Origin of the sequence: Streptacidiphilus sp. MAP12-20 (assembly GCF_041262525.1) — a bacterium.
GTDB lineage: Bacteria > Actinomycetota > Actinomycetes > Streptomycetales > Streptomycetaceae > Streptacidiphilus.
Window position 1 is genome coordinate 420,342 of sequence record NZ_JBGCCK010000001.1, and the last position, 19,849, is coordinate 440,190.

At 67.9% G+C, this 19,849-nt stretch carries 20 protein-coding genes; 11 read left to right on the forward strand and 9 right to left on the reverse strand.

All coding sequences use genetic code 11. From position 1 onward, the window contains the following. Positions 1-63: 63 nt before the first annotated feature. The 4 genes from ABIA32_RS01880 (at position 64) to ABIA32_RS01895 (ending at position 4,379) form a co-directional block, all read left to right on the forward strand. Positions 64-648, forward strand: coding sequence for a suppressor of fused domain protein (locus tag ABIA32_RS01880; RefSeq protein WP_370091895.1), 585 nt, complete (start codon positions 64-66; stop codon positions 646-648). Between the two features lie 418 nt (positions 649-1,066). Continuing rightward, on the forward strand, positions 1,067-2,542 hold the full coding sequence (gene istA / locus ABIA32_RS01885; protein ID WP_370091896.1) for an IS21 family transposase: 1,476 nt from the start codon (positions 1,067-1,069) through the stop codon (positions 2,540-2,542). 62 nt (positions 2,543-2,604) lie between these two features. Then, the gene (istB, locus tag ABIA32_RS01890; RefSeq protein WP_370091897.1) at positions 2,605-3,378 is read left to right on the forward strand and encodes an IS21-like element helper ATPase IstB; all 774 of its coding nucleotides are present in this window, start codon (positions 2,605-2,607) and stop codon (positions 3,376-3,378) included. A 440-nt stretch (positions 3,379-3,818) separates the two neighbouring features. Continuing rightward, positions 3,819-4,379, forward strand: a complete 561-nt coding sequence (locus ABIA32_RS01895; RefSeq protein WP_370091898.1) for a hypothetical protein — start codon at positions 3,819-3,821, stop codon at positions 4,377-4,379. Between the two features lie 101 nt (positions 4,380-4,480). Here ABIA32_RS01895 and ABIA32_RS01900 read toward each other — a convergent pair whose 3' ends face one another. Further along, entirely contained in the window at positions 4,481-5,188 is a 708-nt protein-coding gene (locus tag ABIA32_RS01900; protein ID WP_370091900.1) for a hypothetical protein, read from the reverse strand. 151 nt (positions 5,189-5,339) lie between these two features. Next, a complete protein-coding gene (locus ABIA32_RS01905; RefSeq protein ID WP_370091901.1) occupies positions 5,340-7,001 on the reverse strand; it encodes a hypothetical protein in 1,662 nt (553 codons plus the stop codon). Between ABIA32_RS01905 and ABIA32_RS01910 the strand changes: the two genes are divergently transcribed. Further along, a complete protein-coding gene (locus ABIA32_RS01910; RefSeq protein ID WP_370091903.1) occupies positions 7,000-7,197 on the forward strand; it encodes a hypothetical protein in 198 nt (65 codons plus the stop codon). The genes ABIA32_RS01905 and ABIA32_RS01910 overlap by 2 nt on opposite strands. A gap of 82 nt (positions 7,198-7,279) precedes the next feature. On the opposite strand, the gene ABIA32_RS01915 is transcribed toward ABIA32_RS01910, so the two are convergent. From ABIA32_RS01915 to ABIA32_RS01935, 5 genes are all read right to left on the reverse strand, one after another. Then, the gene (locus tag ABIA32_RS01915) at positions 7,280-8,125 is read right to left on the reverse strand and encodes a hypothetical protein (RefSeq protein ID WP_370091905.1); all 846 of its coding nucleotides are present in this window, start codon (positions 8,123-8,125) and stop codon (positions 7,280-7,282) included. A 372-nt stretch (positions 8,126-8,497) separates the two neighbouring features. Next, positions 8,498-9,007: a transposase gene (locus ABIA32_RS01920; RefSeq protein ID WP_370091988.1), complete on the reverse strand. Its 510-nt coding sequence runs from the start codon at positions 9,005-9,007 to the stop codon at positions 8,498-8,500. Further along, the gene (locus ABIA32_RS01925) at positions 8,968-9,654 is read right to left on the reverse strand and encodes a hypothetical protein (protein ID WP_370091906.1); all 687 of its coding nucleotides are present in this window, start codon (positions 9,652-9,654) and stop codon (positions 8,968-8,970) included. The genes ABIA32_RS01920 and ABIA32_RS01925 overlap by 40 nt, the downstream gene beginning before the upstream one ends. Continuing rightward, on the reverse strand, positions 9,654-10,247 hold the full coding sequence (locus ABIA32_RS01930; protein ID WP_370091907.1) for a TetR/AcrR family transcriptional regulator: 594 nt from the start codon (positions 10,245-10,247) through the stop codon (positions 9,654-9,656). The genes ABIA32_RS01925 and ABIA32_RS01930 overlap by 1 nt, the downstream gene beginning before the upstream one ends. Positions 10,248-10,392: 145 nt before the next feature. After that, entirely contained in the window at positions 10,393-11,148 is a 756-nt protein-coding gene (locus tag ABIA32_RS01935; RefSeq protein WP_370091908.1) for a TetR/AcrR family transcriptional regulator, read from the reverse strand. A gap of 93 nt (positions 11,149-11,241) precedes the next feature. On the opposite strand from ABIA32_RS01935, the gene ABIA32_RS01940 reads away from it, so the two are divergent. From ABIA32_RS01940 to ABIA32_RS01955, 4 genes are all read left to right on the forward strand, one after another. Next, the gene (locus ABIA32_RS01940; RefSeq protein WP_370091909.1) at positions 11,242-12,333 is read left to right on the forward strand and encodes a lipocalin-like domain-containing protein; all 1,092 of its coding nucleotides are present in this window, start codon (positions 11,242-11,244) and stop codon (positions 12,331-12,333) included. 462 nt (positions 12,334-12,795) lie between these two features. Further along, positions 12,796-13,074: a CopG family transcriptional regulator gene (locus ABIA32_RS01945; protein WP_370091910.1), complete on the forward strand. Its 279-nt coding sequence runs from the start codon at positions 12,796-12,798 to the stop codon at positions 13,072-13,074. Beyond that, complete coding sequence (locus ABIA32_RS01950) at positions 13,071-13,490, forward strand: PIN domain-containing protein (RefSeq protein ID WP_370091911.1); 420 nt, start codon at positions 13,071-13,073, stop codon at positions 13,488-13,490. Before ABIA32_RS01945 ends, ABIA32_RS01950 begins: the two co-directional genes overlap by 4 nt. 190 nt (positions 13,491-13,680) lie before the next feature. Next, positions 13,681-14,010: a hypothetical protein gene (locus ABIA32_RS01955; protein WP_370091912.1), complete on the forward strand. Its 330-nt coding sequence runs from the start codon at positions 13,681-13,683 to the stop codon at positions 14,008-14,010. Positions 14,011-14,982: 972 nt separating this feature from the next. On the opposite strand, the gene ABIA32_RS01960 is transcribed toward ABIA32_RS01955, so the two are convergent. Beyond that, entirely contained in the window at positions 14,983-17,760 is a 2,778-nt protein-coding gene (locus ABIA32_RS01960) for a hypothetical protein (protein ID WP_370091913.1), read from the reverse strand. 387 nt (positions 17,761-18,147) lie between these two features. Here ABIA32_RS01960 and ABIA32_RS01965 point away from each other — a divergent pair, with 387 nt between their 5' ends. Both ABIA32_RS01965 and ABIA32_RS01970 read left to right on the forward strand, forming a co-directional pair. Further along, entirely contained in the window at positions 18,148-18,435 is a 288-nt protein-coding gene (locus tag ABIA32_RS01965; RefSeq protein ID WP_370091915.1) for a type II toxin-antitoxin system Phd/YefM family antitoxin, read from the forward strand. After that, positions 18,432-18,698 carry a Txe/YoeB family addiction module toxin gene (locus ABIA32_RS01970; protein WP_370091916.1) on the forward strand — a complete coding sequence of 89 codons (267 nt, stop codon included), beginning with the start codon at positions 18,432-18,434 and terminating at the stop codon, positions 18,696-18,698. The genes ABIA32_RS01965 and ABIA32_RS01970 overlap by 4 nt, the downstream gene beginning before the upstream one ends. A gap of 429 nt (positions 18,699-19,127) precedes the next feature. Here ABIA32_RS01970 and ABIA32_RS01975 read toward each other — a convergent pair whose 3' ends face one another. Beyond that, a complete protein-coding gene (locus ABIA32_RS01975) occupies positions 19,128-19,589 on the reverse strand; it encodes an SRPBCC family protein (protein ID WP_370091917.1) in 462 nt (153 codons plus the stop codon). Positions 19,590-19,849: the final 260 nt, after the last annotated feature.

A 19,849-nucleotide genomic window follows, 5' to 3' on the forward strand; every position in this document is an offset into this window, starting at 1 on the left:
TGACCTGGGCTGGGTGATGGGTCGGCGTCGACGCCCAGGACAGCACCTGAGATCATCCCGGCCATGTTCATAGCGAAGCGCAGGCAGCAGGCCATCGCGGGCGTCGAGTCTCACGTGCGGGACTTCTTTGCTGGTCACGAACAGGTTCAGGCCCACGACTACGACTTGGGGCTGGGTCGTCGGGAAGCCGTCCCGGGGCTGCGCATCATCGCGGCCAGTCCGGGTCCTCGCTGCAACGCCTGGACATATGTCACCGCCGGGTGCTGGTCTGCGGTCGAGAAGCACGGGCACGGAGTTGAGTTCGCCCTGACCGCTCCGGCCGGCGACGTGAGTTTCGTCGATCTGCTCGCGAAGATCGCGTACTACCACGCCGGACACCATCTCGATATTGAGCACAGCATGCCCATCGGCGAGCCGTGGATGCCTGGTTCGTCTTGCGACCATCTGCTCATCAGCCTGCCCTATCTCCACGACCCGGAGCTGGAACACTGCCCGCTCCCAGACGGACATGCCCGCATCCTCTGGGCCCTCCCGGTGACGGCCGCTGAACTCGCCTATCGCCGCGAGCACGGCCATGAAGCGTTGGAGCAACTCTTCGAGGAACGCGAGATCGAGCCCACGGATCCGAAGCGCGCTTCTGTGGCCTGAGAGGCTGTCCCTGGCTTCGGGTCGGAGTCACTACTCAACTGTTGGGGGAACGATGGAGGAGCCGCCGTTCGGCGTGTTGTTGACGACGAGTGGGGATAGCGGCCTCGCTTTGGTTCAGGCGGTTCGGACCATGACTTGTCTGAGCGCCTGGCGGAGCAAGCAGTTGCTCGATGCCGCGCCCACCACTCTGATCGCTGAGACATGGTTCGAGTGTCGGCGGCCGTGGCAAAGTCCAGGTGTGCGGCCAGTTGAGTCCCGGCTGATGGCCACCAGAAATCCAGGTGGATGGCCGTCCGGCCTGCGGTGTTCCTGATCGCTTCCTTATCTGAAGGAGACCCCTTCGTCCGGTTTGCTGGTGTTTGCGAAGCATCAGCGAACTGGTCGAAGAGGTCCTGTGACGAAGTCTGACAGAGAGATCATGGAGATATTCGAGGCGTATGACCTGACCGAGACGGTCTGGTCGGCGGCCGCGCTCACGGGGCACGACCCGAAGACGGTCAAGCGGTATGTCGAGGCCCGTGCCAGCGGCCGGAACCCGTTCGAGCGCGAGCCCCGGCCGAAGATGATCGACGGCTTCCTGGAGAAGATCGAGGAGTGGGTCGAGCAGTCGAAGGCGTCGATCCGCGCGGACGTGGTCCACGACAAGCTCGTGAAGATGGGCTTCCAGGGCAGCGCGCGCTCGACTCGGCGGGCGGTGAACGCGGCGAAGACCGCGTGGAGGGCGGGCAAACGGCGGACCTACCGGCCGTGGATCCCCGAGCCGGGCCGCTGGTTGCAGTTCGACTGGGGCGAGGGGCCGAAGATCGGCGGGCGTCGGACCTGGCTGTTCTGCGCGTGGCTGTCCTGGTCGCGGTTCCGGGTGGTGATCCCGGTCTGGGACTGCACCCTGGGGACGTTGGTGGCCTGCCTGGACACCACGCTGCGGCGGATCGGCGGGGCTCCGACCTACGTGCTGACCGACAACGCGAAGACCGTCACGGTCGAGCACATCGCCGGGATCCCGGTCCGGCATCCGCAGATGGTCGCCGCGGGCCGGCACTATGGCTGTCAGGTCGTCAGTTGCGTTCCCTACGACCCCGAGTCCAAGGGCGGGGCGGAGGCCACGGTCCGGATCGCAAAGGCCGACCTGGTCCCGACCACGGCGAACCTGCTGCCCGCCTACGACTCCTTCGCCGAGCTCGCGGACGCCTGCCGAAGCTGGTGCGACAGCGTGAACACGCGCCGGCACCGCGCGACCGGGCAGATCCCATCCGACCGCCTGGACGTCGAACGGACCACGCTGCACGTCCTGCCGATCGAGCCGATGGCGCTCGCGCTGGGCGAGGAGCGGGTGGTCGGCTCGGACCGCACGGTCAGCTTCAACGCGGTCCGCTACTCGACGCCGCCCGGCTACACCGGCGCCCGGGTCTGGTGCCGGGTCGTCGGCGACGAGCTGTCGATCACCGCCCGCACCCCGTCCGGCGACCTGGCCGAGATCTGGCGGCACCAGCTGTCCACGCCCGGCGTCCCGCAGATCATCGACGCCCACTACCCCGACCACCCCGACGGCCGCGGCGTTCACCAGCCGAGGCTCCAGCCCCGCTCGGAGGCGGAGATCGCGTTCGTGGGCATCGGCCCCGGCGCCGGCCGCTGGCTCAAGGAGGCCGGCCCCGCCGGGGCGGCCCGGATCCGCGCGAAGATGGCCCACGCCGTCGAACTCGCCACCGTCCTGGGCACCGACCGGGTCGACCAGGCCCTCGGGCTCGCGGCCGCGGCCGGGCGCTTCGCCGAGGACGACCTGGTCTCCATCCTGGAGCACATCGCCGCCAACAAGCCCGCCGCGCAGGTCGTCCGCGCGGACGAGGCCCACTCCGTCCAGAACGGCACGATCGGCTGGCAGGCCCTGGGCCATTGAGCCGCCCCCGCCCCGGCACCGATTCTGACCGCACGTCAACGCACGAGAACGGCACGTTCATCATGAGCTTTCCCCACCCGCCGGCTATCCCCGAGGAACTCGACAAGCTGATGCGCCGGATGCGCCTGCCCTACATGCGCAAGGCCGCACCCGACGTCCTGGCCACCGCCCGCGCGCAACGCTGGGATCCCGCCGAGGTGCTGCGGCTGCTGATCTCCGAGGAGGTCATCGGCCGCGATGCGGCCACCCGCCGCCTTCGCCGGCACGCGGCGAACTTCCCGACCGGCAAGACCCTCGCGTCCTGGCGGGCCGAGGACTCGACCATCCCCGAGCCGACCCAGAACTCCCTGGTCACCCTGGAGTGGATCGGCCGGGCAGAGAATCTGGTGATCGCCGGCCCGTCGGGGACCGGAAAGTCGCACTTCACCGAGGGGCTGGCCCAGGCCGCGATCGAGAAAGACCTGCGGGTGTCGTGGTTCACCCTGGAGACCCTGGCCGCCGCGATCGGCAAGTCGAAGGTCGACGGGTCGACCGCTCGAACCGTCGCCCGGATCTGCCGGGCCGACCTCATCGTCGTTGATGATATTGGCCTATTGCCGGTCGGCGAGGACGCCGCCGAGGCGTTCTACCGGATCATCGACGCGGCCTACGAGCGCCGCTCGATCGCGGTGACCAGCAACATCCACCCGTCCGGGTTCGACACGATCATGCCCAAGACCCTCGCCGGGGCCAGCACCGACCGGCTCATGCACCACGCTCACCTGGTCCAGACCTCCGGCGACTCGCACCGCCTCGCCGAAGCCCTCGCCGGCAAGGGAGTGGTCCCCTTGAACTGACCCCCACCCCCAGGAGCACCACTGGCCACAGGCATGGATTTCTGATGGCCACCAGCCTGGACACCCGAAGACCGCCCACCTGGGCATCTCAATGACCGTTGACAGTTCGAGCGGGCAGAACAGGCTGCCAGGCGCCTCAACGAGCTGGGCGCCAGAGCTGAATTGGCCTGCAGGTGGTGCGAGCGGGTGATGTCCCCTGAGGACTGTCCGGTGGATCCGGAACCGTGCTCGTCGCCCTACATGTCCCCGGACGCTTGCCCGGCGAGTCGCCCCCGACGCAACGCGTGATGTGAAGAGCTTCCAGGGCGGATCACATCAGGCGAGCTGGCTGAGCGCTCGTAGGGGCGGTCACTGACCTGACCTGCGACGGGCTTTGCCTCGCGGTCGCTTCGGGCGGGGATCCGATCGAACACTGCAGGAACTCCATTGAAATGTGAGGTGTGGTCGTGCGCAGGGATGTGATGCGGTTCGCCGAGTTGGCGGGCATGTCGACCGAACCGAGTGGCCTGTCCGTGCCGTGGGAGCGGTCGCGTGAGGTGTGCGGTGTCGACTTCCCCGCGGACTACCGCGAGTTCGTCGACACATTCGGTCCCGGCGAGGTGCGCGGTTACCTCTGCGTGAGTGCGCCGCGGCCCTTCCACGGGTCCCCGCCGGACGAGACGGGGTTCCGGAACTTCCTCTGGTCCACCCACGACTTCGCTCCTGCGTTCAAGAAGATGCGGGAGCATGACCCCGAGGCCAACCCGTATCCGTTCTGGCCAGAGCCGGGTGGAGTGATTCACTGGGGCGGCACCTGGCAGGGAGACCAGTTCTTCTGGCTGACCAGCGACCCTGACCCGATGGAGTGGCCAGTCGTGGTCTGGTTTCGCGGCTCGCTCGACTGGCGCCGATACAACATGCGCTTCGTGGCTTTCCTGCTGCACGCACTATCAGGTGTTGACCGGGATATGCGTGATCTGCTGGACTGGCCGGACGAGCCGATCTGGGCTCCGTCGAGTTGAAGGCGCGCCTGCCAGGGCAGGCGAACCCCCCTTGAGCAGTCGCGGGTTTAATGATCACCTGCTCCAGGTGCTGCGGGGGTACCGAGCGTCGTGGAATCCCACTACGGGGTTGGGGCTGCGTGGAGCGCGAACTCGGGGACGGATGACCAGTTCAGCTGCTGGCCCAGGTGGTTGGCTGTGATCTCCGCGAGATGCTCTGCCCCGGCCCGATAGATGCGAGCGCATGTGATGGCTCCGTGCAGAGCGAGTGAGTGCTTCCCGTTCTTCATGGGGCGGAGGACTGATGTCGCCGGGCGAACGTTCGCCTTGACCGGGCCGGGCCACGTCTCGCTGCTCCAGCCACTCGCCAGGCCGTGCGCGAGGCAATGACGAACCTGCATCCAGGCTTGAGCGTCCGATTTGGCGTCATCCCAGTTGATGTCTCGTTCAGTCCAGAACGTCTTGCCAATGACTGGGGGTGCCCAGACCTTGAGCGTGAACTGTTGGCCGAATGCGGGCTTCAGCTGGGGGAATTCACGGCCGACGACGCCTTCGATGTCCGTGACGTCGGGGTTCGTAAGGTTCATCTTCTTCGCGATCTGAGCGAAGCTCTGACCTTGGAGGTACAGCACGGTGGCAAAGAAGTCTTCGGCGAAGCCCTCGAATGCTGAGAGAACGCCTTGTGCGATGGCTGGCGCCAGAGCCGCCGCGTTGCCTGCGTGACCTTGCTTCCTGGGGTGCAGAGCCAAGAGCCTGGAAGGCACGATCAAGGACCGGGCGAACCGATCAACGCTCCCCTGAAGACTCGGAACAAGTACGGCAGTCGCCACGAGCGTCCCTCCTGCACTGACGGTCTGAAGATCCAAAGCATTCCACTGGACCTGCACTGGCGTCAGGGGCTTCGGCGGTTGCGTCCGGGGAAGTGGTGTAGAGGTTGCGGGCCAACGGTCGACAGCTTTGGGAACCGTGTGGCTGGGAGCCTCAGCCCAGGACCGTGCATTCCAGGATTCTCCCGTCCCAGGTGCCGAGCAGGATGGTGCCGGTGTCCGAGAGAGCCAGGGACAGGGCCACGCCGTCCACACCGTCGACCTTGATGCGGTAGCGCCATCGAACCTCTCCCGTGTGGGCGTCCAGCGCGATGAGTTCACCGTTGGCGAAGGCCACGTAAACGGTTGCGCCGTCCGTGTCGAGAGCGGTGGGGGCGTCGTCGGCGGCGAACACCCAGTTTGGCTCGCCACCGGGCAGCGAGCGGCGCACGACGAAGGCGTTGCCCGGCAGCAGCCCCGCGCCGTTGTGCACGGTGCCCGCATGCACGACGGAGCTGCCGAGGTCGTCGTTGAGCCAAGCGCCGGGGCCGCCGAAGAGGTGGCCGTTGCGCTCCGTGTCCCATTCCAACGGGAACAGTGCGCGCACGGTCGGCTCGCTTCCGTCGTCCGGTAGATCGACGGTCGTGACTGCCTTGTCGAGGTGGTGATGTGGGCCGGCGCCGGCGAGGAACAGCAGAGCGGGGCTGCGACGGACCGCGAGGTAGTGGTTGACAGCGTCGTAGCCGCTGAGCCTCACCCGGCCGAGTTCCTCATGGGGGTCGTCGGAGCTGATCAGCCGGGTCGCCGGTTCAGGGTGTCCGGTCGGGATCATACGACGGGTGTCACGCAGGCCGAGTCTGCCGTCTCGGTTCGCGGTCACCACCGCGGGGCCGTCCGTGTCCAGGGTCTCCAGTACTCGCCCGTCCTCCAAGGACAGGCGATCGACGCGGGTGGGGAGGTCGTGCCATCCGCGCTCGGTCCGGACGTATCTGCCAGGCACCGTGACCCAGGCCGATCGCCCATCGGATGCGAGGTGGAGCTGGCGGCCTCCGACACCGTCGGGTATCGACCAGGCTTGCTCTCCATCGGGCAGCCACGACTCGGCCGCGACACCGTCCAGAGCGGCGAGCACCCTTCCGTCGCCGTGCGACTCCACCGCCCACACCTGGCGACGCGGCGCCCAGGAGAGCCCGTGAGCCCGGCAGATCTCCGCCAACGACTGCTCGGCCATCGCTCCGTCATCGGGGCGGGTGCACGGCACGCGCGGGCCGACCTGCTGTTGCGTGGTGAAGGCCCGGTCCGGCACCGTCGTCCAGTCGTCGCACGCGAGGCTGAAGGCATAGCCGTGGGTGTGGGCCTCGTCGTCCTCCCAGTCGTCGAACGGAGAGGCGATGACGGAGAGGGTGCTTGTGCTGCTCCAGTCCAGGGATCGGATCTCACGCCCGTGCTGCAGGACGGAGGCGGAGCGGCCCGTGGTGAGGTCCACGAGCAGCAATTCGCCCTCGAAGGAGTATCCGCCGTCGTACTGACCGGTCCCCACGGCTGCCAAGGGAAGACTGGGATGGATCGCCACGACGCTCACCGGCCAGCGGGACGACGTGACCGTCCGGCAGCGCAGGCTGTCGAGAGAGAAGACCCCGATGCGGTACTGGCGGGCGTGGCCGTTCAGCAGTCGTCCCGACCATTGCATCGCCCCGAGGTCGCCACCCACGACCACGGCGTTGTGCCGCGTGCTGCGCGCCACGGCAGTCGGCCGGCCGATCGGTGCGAAGGGGGAGTCGCCCAGGATCCGTGTGATGGTCAGGGCTGACGTCGTGATCGGTCCGGGGTCGGTCATGTCCCAGAGCATGCCTGGTCAAGAGGCGGCTGTCAGTCGGAATATTCGTGTGCCCTGGACCGTCCGCGCCTCGCGCACGAACCTGGCTAATGTCCGCAAGCCGGGTGAGGAAGGCGCCGACGAGCCGGAAGCCGTCGAGCAGGTCCGCCTGCAGATCTGGCCCGCGCTTCACACTGCGCCGGTCGTGATCAAGTGATGGCAGCCGACCCGCTGAAACGCCAGGGAGCTGAGGCTCAGGTCATTATCAGCTTTGCCGGGCGTGCGAGGTGATCACGAAGTCAGCCGCCCGAGAGGCGCCTCCGGAGCCAGGAGCGATGTTTCGGACGGGTCTCCTCCCCCGTGAGCGGAACGTTGGCTGCTGCTATGCAGCCCTGGGTCACCGCTGCGAAGAGCTCGCGGGAGAGCCGCTCGTACTCCGTGTGGATTTCGGCGTCGGCGAACCCGAGATCGTTCCATGACCCCATGCCGCCGAACACCCAGGAGGACTGGGCCGCTGCGGCGAGCTGCCGGCTGGCAAGGTCGTACCGTCCCTCTGGGAAGAGATCCTGGTGATAGAGGTCTTCGAATGTGTCGGCGCCGAGCAGAGCTCGTGCCTTGGCGAAGACGGAATCCCACGGACGGAGCTCGTACAACTGTGAGAACTGGGCTACGGCCTCCAGCGCTGAGTCCAGGGCACCCTTTGCGTCAGCCACGGGGATGCGGAACGGGTCGGGGGTGAACGTGACCTCGTCGCAGTGGTAGTCGATGTCCCAGACGCGACGGTCTGCTGCCGCAGGGTCGCCGGCCTTCCAGGAGGCCCGCCAGAGCTGGTTACCCTTGGGGCCGGTGGTGAGCAACCCTGCTTGCAGCCCACCCGCGAAGGCGGCTGCGACATGCGCCTCAAGGGCCTTTCCCCCGTTGGATGGCTGACCAGGAGCGGCGAGCCAAATGCGGTCGACTCCGCGAGCGGCCAGCTTCTTGAGCCAGGTGCCGGTACCGGGAACCTCGGCGAAGGTCACGGTCCGGGCGAACTGGAACGTGCTGTTGCTCTGGTCCAGCGCCGGTGCCGTTCGGCCGCCGGACTCTTGCAGCCAGGCGCTGCCGTGCGTGGCCAGGGCGAAGTACTGGGCGAGCTCACCGTTCATGGCGGGCAGGTTACTGGCATCGGCCTTCCCGGCAGTTGCCGGGTTCGGGACGAGGTCGATGACGCCGCAGGTCAGAGACCGCTTCTCAAGCACTCGGCCAGTTGCACTTTCAGTTGCATTCGCCTGCGTTCAGCGGGGTTCGAAGGACAGCCTCCAGGCAGCTGCGCCGCAGGTCAGGACGGTGGCGAACCCGCCCGGATGTCCGGACGAACAGTTGGAAAGCGTGTTGGGGGCAACCCCTCACGAGTTCGAATCTCGTATCCTCCGCACCCGCCCACCAGGGCAGACGAGGGCCCCGACCGTTCTGCGGTCGGGGCCTTCGTCGTTCCGTAGTTGCAGTTCTAGTGCAGCCCCGCGTAGGTCCTGCGAGGGTCATGCGGCCTTGGGTGGGGTTCCGTCGTAGGTCCAGCGGAAGGGACGGGCTTCGTTGTCGTAGGCGAGGGTGAACTCCCGGATCTGGTCGATGAGGTCCTGTCGGGAGCTGAATTCGCCGCGTCGTAGCAGGCGGCGGGCCAGGATCGAAAAGTAGAGCTCGACCTGGTTGAGCCAGGAGGCGTGCTTGGGCGTGTGGTGGGCCACGAAGCGGGGGTGCGCGGCCAGCCATGTCCGAGTGGCCTTGGACGTGTGCGAGGCACCGTTGTCCACGTCCAGGTGAATGTTCAGGGCGCGGTCGATGGCGCGGTCCAGTAACCGAAGGAACCGGATGAAGGTGGCCGAGTCGTTGCGGGCGATGTCCTCCACGAGGACTCGGCCGGTGTGGACGTCCAGCGCTGCGACTTGGACGCGGTGCCGTGGCGGCGGTATTCGAACTCGCCGCGTTCGGCGTCGCCGGGACGCGCGGGTCAGGTCGTGACGGCTGGCTGGGATGCCGTCTTGGGCCAGGTTTCCTGTGTGGGTGCGTCCACGGTGGCGAGGGCGTCGGGGTGGGTCTTCAGTCGGAGTACGAGGCCGATGTAGAGGAGGTCGAAGACGCTGCACAGGGCGCCGATGCCGACGATGAAGGCGGAGTGGCCGAGCACGCCGATGGAGATGGTGGGTGCCAGGGTGCCGAGCCATTTCGCCACGGCGATGGTGAGGGTCTGCCCGCGCAGGCTCTGACGTGCGATCAGCATCGCGATGAACAGGCCCGACATCAGCAGGTTCTGCAGGAAGGCCGAGTAGCGGGCGCCCGCGTCCGTGCCGAACTGCTCGATGAACAGCCACTGGACCGCGAAGGACGTGGCGAACAGCAGCACACCCCAGGCGGTGAACAGGGACCGGGTCACGAAGCGTGGGAACTCCGCACGGCCGAAGGCGAAGAAGGTGTAGACGATGACCAGGTCCGCCAACGCCCAGATGAGATTGACCACGGTCTGCGGCGACATGCCGCCGAGCAGGTCGTGCACCGCGTAGGTGGTCTCCCAGGCGAAATTGAGGCCCAGTGCGGCCATGGGTATCGCGTAGGTCCGGTGGCGGAACCCGATGCGGATCGCGCTGACGTAGACGATCGTCCAGGCCAGGCCGCTGACGGCGGTGAGGAACAGGTCCATCAGGAGTCTCCGAGGGCAGGAGTGGTGCGGTAGCGGCGGATGAGATCGGTCACCGCGTCGCGCAGCCACTGCGGATCACGGGCCGGGTCGGGGGTGAGGGCGGTCAGGACGAGGCCCTGCATCGAGGCCGTCACGGTCAGCGCCGCGCCCGTCGAGCCGAGGTAGGGCTCCAGGAGGCGGGCGAGCCGCTGGTCCAGGAGGCCCTTGACCGGCCCGAGTTCCGGATCGTGTCCGGTAGCGATGATCATCTCGAAGACGGCGATCGCGTCGGTGCGCCGATCGGCGACCAGATGCGCGGTGAAGTCCCCGCACAGCTCCGGCAGGGCGTCGGGCTGCGCCTCGCTGTGGCTGATGAGCGCGCGGAACTCCAGCCCGATGCGTGAGCCGGCGTGCTCGAACGTCGCACGGCGCAGGTCGTCGATCGACGGGTAGTGGTAGGTGACGGATGCGAGAGACACGGTGGCGCGCGCGGCGACGGAGCGGTGTGTGAGCGCACCTGCGCCCTGCTCGCCGACGATGTGCACGGCCGCGTCCAGCAGCAGCGCCCTGCGGGCTTCGCCGCGTGCCAGTCGTCCGTCGGCCACCTTGGACATCGTCCCTCCTGGCATCTATCGGTACGGATGTGCAGTTAACTAGCGGTACCAATGTACCGCTAGTTCGACCCGTGGTCCCCCCTTGTGAGGGGAATTCTCGGGCGCCGCTGGCCGCCTGGTCCTCGCTGCGTACCGAGCCTGCGCGTCAGGCGGTGGCTTGCTGTTCGCCTTGGGAGTTTCGGATTCCGTTGATGATGACGCCTGCCACGGCTTCGGCGTGGCGATGGATCGCATCCTCGTCGAAGGTGTCGGGGGCGCCGAGGAGGCGCGCTTCGACGGGGCTGGCGAACAGAGCACCGCCGCCGCTGACGACCAGGTAGTGGAGGGTGGCGTAGGGCAGCGGGCGGATGCGGCCGGCTGCGACCAGTCGGTCCAGGAGCTGCTCGACCAGCGGGCGCAGCGGGTTGATGAAGCGGTCGACGACGAAGCGGACCCGGGGGCTGTCGACGGCTCCTTCGTGGCTCATGATGCGGTGCAGTTGGGGGTAGGCCGCCGCGAACACGACCTGCCGGACGATGCCCTGGCGCAGCGCTTCGAGGTCGTCGAGTTCCGGCGTGTTCGTGGCCTGCTGCCAGATGCGCACCGATCCGGTGGCCGCGTGCTCCATCGCGGCGAACCAGAGTCCCTCCTTGGATCCGTAGCGCGCGGTCAGCAGGGCATGGCTGATGCCGAGTCCCCGGGCCAGCTCGCGCACCGACATGCCGTCGTAGCCCTTTTCGGCGAACGCCTCCAGGGCGGCCTGCAGCAGTCGGCCGGTGTCGAGCTCCTCGCCCGCGCGCGGGCGCCCCCGTCCCCGCGAAGGCGAGGCATCGGCCATGGCGGCGACCTCCTGATCCGTAAATGTCCAGATGGTCATTAGGCTACGCCAAGCCTCGGACTCCGGCTTGCGCGAACCGGACATAAGACGCATCCTAGTAGCGAGGGTAAATAGACACCTGGTAATTAAATCGTTGCTGGCGAGCCCCGCTGCGACGCCCCGAGGAGGAGCGCAACCATGTCCCGGAACCACACCGCCCCCGCCCGGATGGCCGACGCGCCGGAGGTCTACGCAAAGCTCGGCATCGAACCCCACGCCACCAAGCCCTGGGAGGACGGCCTGCGCACCGACGGCTCGGCCGGTACCTACGAGTGGTGGTACTTCGACGCACACCTGGACGACGGCGCCAAGCTGGTCGTGGTCTTCTTCACCAAGGAGTTCACGGACATCAACGTCCCTCTTGCGCCCGCGATCCGGATCGACCTGACCCTGCCCGACGGCACACAGCTGGAGCGGTTCGTCCACCCGGACCCGACCACGTTCTCCGCCTCCAAGCAGACCTGCGACGTCCGGATCGGTGCCAACGTCTTCACCGGAGACCTGCACACGTACACCATTCGCGCGGAGGTGGAAGGCGTCGCGGTCGACATCACCCTGACCGGGCAGGTCCCCGCCTGGCGCCCCGAGACCGGACACGTGGTCTTCGGCGAGCAGGGCGAGCAGTACTTCGCCTGGCTGCCGTCCGTGCCGCAGGGCAAGGTCGAGGCCACCTACAGCGTCGACGGCCACGCCACCACGACCACGGGCATCGGCTACCACGACCACAACTGGGGCAACGCCTCGATGCTCAAACTCATGCACCACTGGTACTGGGCGCGCGGCGCGGCCGGACCGTACTCGGTGATCGCCTCGTACATCACGGCCCAGAAGGCCTACGGCTACGCCGAAGTCCCGATCTTCATGCTGGCCCGCGACGGCGAACTGATCGCCGACGACGCCACCAAGGTCGCCTTCGAGCAACTGGGCCGCTACACCGACGCCGAGACCGGCAAGCCCGTCGCCGGCGTCACCCGCTACACCTACACCGACGGCGACGAGCGGTACGTCGTCACCTACACCCGCCACTCAGACCTGACCGCCGTCAAGTTCATCGACGACCTCAAGGGCCCCAAGAAGGCCGCAGCCAAACTCATCGGCTTCGACGGCGCTTACCTGCGCTTCGCGGGCGAGCTGCGCGTCGAACGGTATCGGGGCGATGAACTCGTGGAGAGCCACAGTGACGACGCCCTGTGGGAGCTCATGTACTTCGGCAAGGCCCGCTCCTCTTGACCGGCGGGGGTGGGGGCCGGAGGAGCCCCCGCCGGCAGTCCGCGCAGTAGGAAGCCGATCAATGGAGCGGAGGGCAATGAACCTCTGCTCCAGCAGTCGGAGCGTAGCGGGCGCGGCACCGCCGGATCGGCCGGGAGGCCGATAAGAGCGCAGCTCAGGCCAGGGCAGACGGGCGCTGAGCCAGTGGCACTTTCAGCTGCATTCGTCTCCGCTCAGCGGGGTCCGAAGGGTAGCCTCCGAGTGGATACGTCGCAGGTCAGGACGGTGGCGAACCCGTCCGGACCCCCGGGCGAACAGTTGGAAAGCGTGTTGGGGGCAACCCCTCGCGAGTTCGAATCTCGTATCCTCCGCAGATAGAAGGCCCGCACTGAGAGATCAGTGCGGGCCTTCTGCGTTCGTAGTCCCATCTGAAGTCTCGATGCCCCATTGTTGGCGCTGGCTATGGCGAGTATGGTGGCTTGTATGGCATCTAAGAAGGTGACAGTCACCATCCCTGAGGAGTTGCTGGACGAGATCCGCGCGGATGCTGCCGAGCGTGGGCTCTCCGCCTATGTCGCTGAGGCGCTCCGGTTCAAGCGTGACCGTGATCGGCTCCAGGAGCTTGTCGTGTGGTTGGAGGAGGAGCACGGCGCGGTCACGGTGGACGAGCGTGCTTCGGCTTACGAGGAGTTGGATGACCTCGATTCGGAGCACGAGCGCCGACGCGCGGCCGGGCGCAAGCGCGGCGGAGCGGCTGCGTGAGGAAGCGCGGGGAGGAGTCCCGTCCGCTGCGTGTGTTCGTCCTGGACAGTGAGGCACTGTCGCTCGCGGTGAGGGGCGACCGCATGATGATGGCCCGACTGGACCTCGCGGCCCGAGGTGAGGCCGAGATCGTGACGTCTCCCATGACTCTTGTGGAGGCGTATGACGCGAGGACCACGGAGCAGCGTTGGGACTGGGTGCTGTCCCGCGTGAATGTGGCGGAGTTGGGCAAGGACGAGGCCCGGCAAGCGCGCCGGATCCTCGCGGATGCCGGACTGCACGGGCACAAGTACGCGATCGACGCGATGCTCGCGGTGGTGGCGCGACAGCAGCGTGGGCAGGTCACTGTGTTCACCTCTGACACCGATGACTTGGAGAAGCTGGTGCCGAGTCACATCGTCGTCAAGAAGGTCTGATACGAGCGCGAACCGTGGGCGCCCAGGCCGACCTGAAGTCGCCGTGGTCCCACACCGGGACCAACACGACCAGCCTGTAGGAAACACCATGGACCCAGCTCCGGACAGCCGCCCACGACGGGCGTGTGGGCCGCTAGCGGAGACCGCATGGCGTTACCGGGCCGGCGAGGGGCAGCCGGAGGACCTGCCGATGATCGCCGCCGAGGCGATCGCAGCCGGAATGGACACCCCGGCCCTGTGCGAACTTGCCGGCCTGCCCCGCAACGCGGACACCAACGAGATCCGGGACCTGTTCGAGCAGGCGCTTGCCGAAGTCGGCATCGAACTGCCCGCACCCGAGCTGGCGCAGCGGTACGCGCTGCGTCGGCTGGCGATGAGGCTGATCGACGAGGACCTTACGCTCACGGTGCTGGTCCGGGGTGAATGGGAGGAAGCGCCGGTCGCGACCGAGGAGGAGCGAGTGCTTGTTGCGCTGATCCCCGCCCTGTCTGTGCTGCCTCTACTACACGCTGCCCGTTGACCAGCAGAGCTGGCTTGCCACGCTCAAAGCCGCAGCATCGGCACTTCTGAAGTCCCCGCCGATCGGACCGGACGTTGCTCAGGCGGCGTGCTCGAGCTGCTCGAAGATGTCGGAGTCGGTCTCCTGCTGCCACCTGGGCAGGTCGTCCCGGTCGGCGACGTAGTCGGGCTTGGGGTCCCCGACGTTTTGCCGGTCGTGATCAAGCGATGGGCGCGCGCTGACTGACCGGCCGGAGGGTTGCAGTTTGGGTTGCCTACATCCCCGTTCGGGGGCGTCCAAGGGTTCTGGCGTCGGCCCTCGCGCCGCAGGTCAGGACGCTGACGAACCCGCCCGGACCCCCGGGCGAACAGTTGGAAAGCGTGTTGGGGGCAACCCTTCACGAGTTCGAATCTCGTATCCTCCGCACCCGCCCACCAGGGCAGACGAAGGCCCCGACCGTTCTGCGGTCGGGGCCTTCGACGTGTTCTCAATCCTCGTTGTCCTGGTCTTTGTCCACAGCGGGATTTTCTGAGGGGCCCCAGATGGCGGCGGCGATCTTCTGGGCCACTTCCTCCCCCCAGGCGGGCCTGGAGCGGGCATCCACGTAGCGCCCAGATCGCCGTTCGCGACGGGCTGGCTTCGCCGCCCTGGACACTGAGTTGCGCGCAGTGCCCTTCCGGCCTGCACCCTGTATGTCGTCTATAGCGACGACTCCGACAGGCGCGTGGATCTCTAGGCGGAACCCGTGGCACGCCACTTCCGCGCCAGACAGGCCGGGATGGAGCGGGGACTGGCGGGGAGAAGCGCGAGTGTTCTGGCAGGTAGCAGGAGCCCAGGTCGGCCTAGGTTACCTAGACGGAGCCTCCTAAAGCCGGTGTGCATGCGACTCGCCAGGGCCAGGATCGCACGTGCCATGAACGACGAAGGGCGCCGCGGAAACTGACTCCGCGGCGCCCTGCTGTCCTACCGTCCCGTCCAGGTGTCCTCGCCGGCCTACGGCTGCGTGTACTGGTAGCCGGACAGGTCCGCGATCACCGAGACCGCGGCACCGCCGCCGTTGTAGAGGTCCACGCAGCCGCCCGCGCCGACCGGCGTCTGGGTCATGTTCGCGATGGTCTCCCCCGGGCCCCAGTTGATGCTGGACGTGCCGGGGCGTGCGGTCCCGGCCGGGTAGGTGGACAACCAGCCGGCCTGGCTGCTGCCGGTCACCGTCAGGTTGAGCGCCGCGGCGGAGGCTCCGGCCCGAACCGGAAGGCAGAGCTGGAGCTGCTGGTGCGGCGCCAGCTGTCCGGCGGGTGCGCCGATCCCGTAACGGGTGTCCAGCGCCCGGGTCGGAGCCGCGGTGACGAACCCTGTCGTCGGGCCCGTGGCGCTCGTCGGCTGGTAGAGGCCGAGGAAGTCGACCACGAAGTCCGCCGGCCCTGCGCTTCCGTTGTAGAGCGTGACGCGGCCCTGCGAGTCAGCCGTCACCGTGGCCAGGTTGGCCGCCGGCGTTCCGACCGACCAGTTGAGGTTGGACGAGACGGGACGGGAGCCGCCGGTGGTGTAGACGGTGGCGAAGCCCGGACCGTGCTCGCGCGCTGCGGTGACGTTGACCTCGAGCGTGTCCGGCCCGCCGCCCGCGGGCCGCAGCGACGCCGGGAGTTGGACGGTGACCGTGCCGTGTCCCGGGACCTGGTGGGCCGAGGTCCGGGTGTCGAGGATGCGGGTGGGAGCTGCCGGCTGGTACTCGGTGCCGTCGACCGTCATCGACTGGGAGCCGATCTCGTCCACGACCAGGTCGATCGGTCCGGAGCTGCCGTTGGAGAAGTCGACGTACCCGTTGGCGCCGGTGCGCACCGTCGCCTGGTTCGCGATGGTCTGCCCGGCGCTGAAGTTGAGGTTCGACGCGGTCGGCGCGGATGTGCCGTCCGGGTAGGCGGTGACGAAGCCGGCGGCCCGGGTGTCGGTGGCGGTGAGGTTGAGCACCAGCGCCTCATTGCCGTCCTGCGGGTGCGCCAGAGCGAGCCGGAGCGTGCCGTGGGCGGGGATGGCGATGTGTCCGGCGGTGCGGCTGTCGTAGACGCGCTGGGGACCGCCGCTCAGGGGAACGAAGTCGGCGCCGGCGACTGCGGTCGCCTCCGCGGTCTCGGTCCGGCCGAGCACGTCGACTGCGGTCAGCTTGACCGGGTAGACGCCGGAGTGCGGGTAGGCGTAGGTGGCGTCCTGCCACATGCCCCAATCGCCGACCACGCCGTCGCCGTGGTCCAGCGTCAGACTGCGGTAGATTTCGCCCGGCGTAACGGAGATGGAGAAATCCATGGTGCCGGGGGAGTACCCGCCCGTGCGCAGGGGCTTTGCGCTCAGCACGGGCTGCTCGACCGTGTCGCTCAGCACCTGCACGTCCCGGCTGTAACTCACCGAGTACCCGCCGGTGTTGGTGATGACGGTCGTGGTCAGGTAGGTGCCGGGCTGCGTGTAGGCATGCGGGAGGGCTGCGCCGACAGGGGCCGACTGCAGGGCGCTTCCGTCGCCGAAATCCACCGTCGCGGTCAGCTGCTCGTGCCAGGCCGAAGTGGGCACCGGCACGGCCTGGCCGTCCACCGAGGTGCCGACCGTGGTGACCTGGGGGCTGGTCGGAGCGGAGTATCCGATGGTGTCCTCGACCTCCCACGCACCCCGGTCGTAGAAGTTGTACGGGCCGGCACCCAGATGCGGGAAGCTGGGGTCGGGCACCCGCGAGTGGCCGTACAGGTCGGTGCTGAGCTCGCCGGGGGCGGACGAGTCCGCCGCGTCGACGACGCCTGTACCCGCGGGAAAGCCGGTTCCGGGAGCCATGACGATGTCGTGAGCACCCTGTCCGGTGGCAGTGGCGAGCCCCGCGCTGGTCGAGTAGTCCGTGCCTCCCCAGGAGTAGGCGTCCGTACCTGCCTCGTACTCCTTGAAGGTGTTGTAGCCGTCCGAAACCTGCGGTGCGGCGGCAGCAGAGACGGAGAGTGCTGGGGCCTGGGAGGCGAAGCCGACGTTGTTCTCCACGGTGGTCGCCGAAACGGCTCCGTCGACCGCGATGGCCGGGGCCTTGAGGGGCGAGTTCAGGGAGTTGCCGGTGACCGCGACCCCGGATGCCCCCGAGACGTGGATCAGTGCTCCCGGCGCTGATGAGTAGTCGCGGAGGTAGTTGGTCGTCACCGTGACGTGCTGAGCACCGGCCTGGACGAGCACGTCGCTGCCGCTGAGCATCCCCTGGATCTGGGTGCGTGACACCGTAACGGACGACGAGCCGCCGTCGATGTTGACGCCGTTCACTACGGCTGGGGAGGCCAGGTCCACGGACTGGAGCCGGTCGAGCACGATGTCCTGCGAGCCCACGACATCGACCAGGTCGGCCCCAGAGCTGGCCTGGAGCTGCAGGTTCTCCACGGTGATGTCGTGGACGTCGCGCAGGGTCAGCGGCGCGCCCTTCGACACGGGGTACAGGTAGTCGCCCGATCCGTCGATGGTGATCGGGGCGCCCGGGGCGCCCGAGTGCGTGAGCACGAGGGGCCCGTAGAAACTCTCTCCGGTGGGGCCGGTCAGCTTGACGGTCTGCCCGGGCTGCGCGGCGTTCACCGCGGCTTGAAGTGTGCAGTAGGGCAGCGACGCACTGCCAGCGGCGGCGGCCGTGTCGCTGCAGCTTGCGTCGTGGTTCACATAGAGCGTGCCGGCCGTCGAACTGTCCGCGCGGGCGGTGGTTGTCATCGCCACGGCGAGGGCCAGGACGACGGGGACGGAAACAAGACGTGCGCGTGGCACAGTTCCCCCTTCACGGGCGTGCCTTCGATCATCCGAACAGAAGGCGCACGTGATGCTACTGCTGCGCACAAAGACCAAAGCCGTCAGATCGACTGCAACCGACCCGATGGCTCCGGAATTCTTAGCTCCTCGTTACCAACCGACTCGTCACAGAGCAACGTGTCGTCAGCCGCGGTAGCCGGGGAGGCCCAGTGTGGCTGATGACCTTGACCGGAACGCCTCCGGCCGTGGTCGAGCATGACGTCGATCCCGGTTTTCGGGCAGTGACTTGCCCCGCTTCAAGGTCGATGGTGAAGGCCTCGCCGACTTGAACCAACTGACGGCTCGCCGCGCGGATTGTCAGCCGTACCTGCGATTACCTGACCCACCTTGCTTATGTACGTTATTATGTACGGCATGAAGACGATGAGTGCGACCGAGCTCCGCGGCAACCTCGCCGCCGCGCTTGATGCCGTCGAGAACGACGCCGAAGAACTCGTCATCACCCGTGCCGGCCACGAACCGCTGGTCGTCGTCTCCCTGGCTGAGTACGCCTCGCTCCGAGAGACCGACTACCTGCTTCGATCCCCGGCCAATGCCGATCACCTGCGCCGCTCCCTGCAGGAATACCAGGAAGGCCGCGCTCAGACCCGCGAGCTGATCGACCCCGACGGCCTCACCGAGCAGTCCGAGTGAAGGTCCGGTTCACCGAGCGCGGCTGGAGCGACTACTTGTCCTGGCAGGCGGACGACCGCCGACTGCTCAAGCGCATCAACCAGCTGATCGACGACATCCGCCGCAACGGCAAAGAGGGCATTGGCAAGCCCGAGCCCTTGCGCCATGAGCTCGCTGGGGCCTGGTCCCGCCGGATCGACCAGGAGCACCGCCTGATCTGCGTCCTCGACGAGCAAGCCGACACCGTGTGCGTCATCGCCTGCCGCTACCACTACAGCAAGTAGAGCCTGTACGTCCTGGACGGCCTCGCCGCTGGCGGTTGCCGCCCGGCCGAAACAGCGCAGACCGGACCTCATGTAGGGGAGCGCCGGTAGTTGCATTCGCTTGCGTTCACAGATGTCTGGGCGGGCGTCCGCCAGTCGCATCACAGGTCGGGGCGCTGACGAACGCCACGGGACACCCAGGCGAGCAGTTGGAAAGCGTGTTGGCGGCAACCCCCTCACGAGTTCGAATCTCGTATCCTCCGCACCCGCCCACCAGGGCAGGCGAAGGCCCGGACCGTTCAGCGGTCCGGGCCTTCGTCGTTCACAGTCTCAACGGCGCTTCCGGTCGGAGCGTCGGCGCTGCTTCATCCCCAGGGACCAGCGCATCCGGCCCGGAGAACCCACCGCCGGCAACACCCTTTGCCTTCGCTGCTGGCCGCGGGCTCCGCCTCAGCTGCCGCCGCCGAGCCGCTGGGCCAACACCCGGCCGCGCTCGGCCTGCACCGCTCCGGCCTTCCCGGCGGCATAGCGGAGCAGGCCGAACGGCGTGTGGAGACGCAGGGTGTCGACCACCAGGGAGCCGCCGTCGCCCAGGGCGGTGATGGCGAAGCAGTAGTCCATCCGCACGCCGCCAGGACTGACCACCTTGCCGCTGACCATCGCCTCGCCCGGCAGCCGGGCGTCCTCGGTGCGCAGGCTGACCTGGATGACATTGTCGTGCCGGACCAGCCCGAGGAACTGGAAGCGTTCGACGGCCACGTAGTGCGTGATACCGCCCTCGCACCGCACGTCCCGCACGTCCACGAGCAGCGGGGAGAGGCCGATGTAGTTCTCGGGCTCCGCCAGATGCGCGAGCACGGCAGCGGGCCCCGCCGCGATGTCGTAGCTGCGGCTCAGTTCGGTGCTTGGCACGTCCAACTCCCCTGCCCGGTCGGGGTCCGACCGTCGTCGTGGATCGGGAACGGTCAGTGGATGATCGCACCGTCCAGGCGCCTCCGCCAGGCTGTCGCGAGTGGCTCCTCGGGCGGGGTGGATCCGGGCTCTCGGCGGAGGAAGGGTCGGGGCTGCCCGAGGCGGGGCTGGGCTCGAGGCGCACCGTCCGCAGTGTTTCGCGCGGGGGTTCCGGATGACACCGGCGATCCTCGGGGACAAGCAGGGCCGCGCCGTCGGCC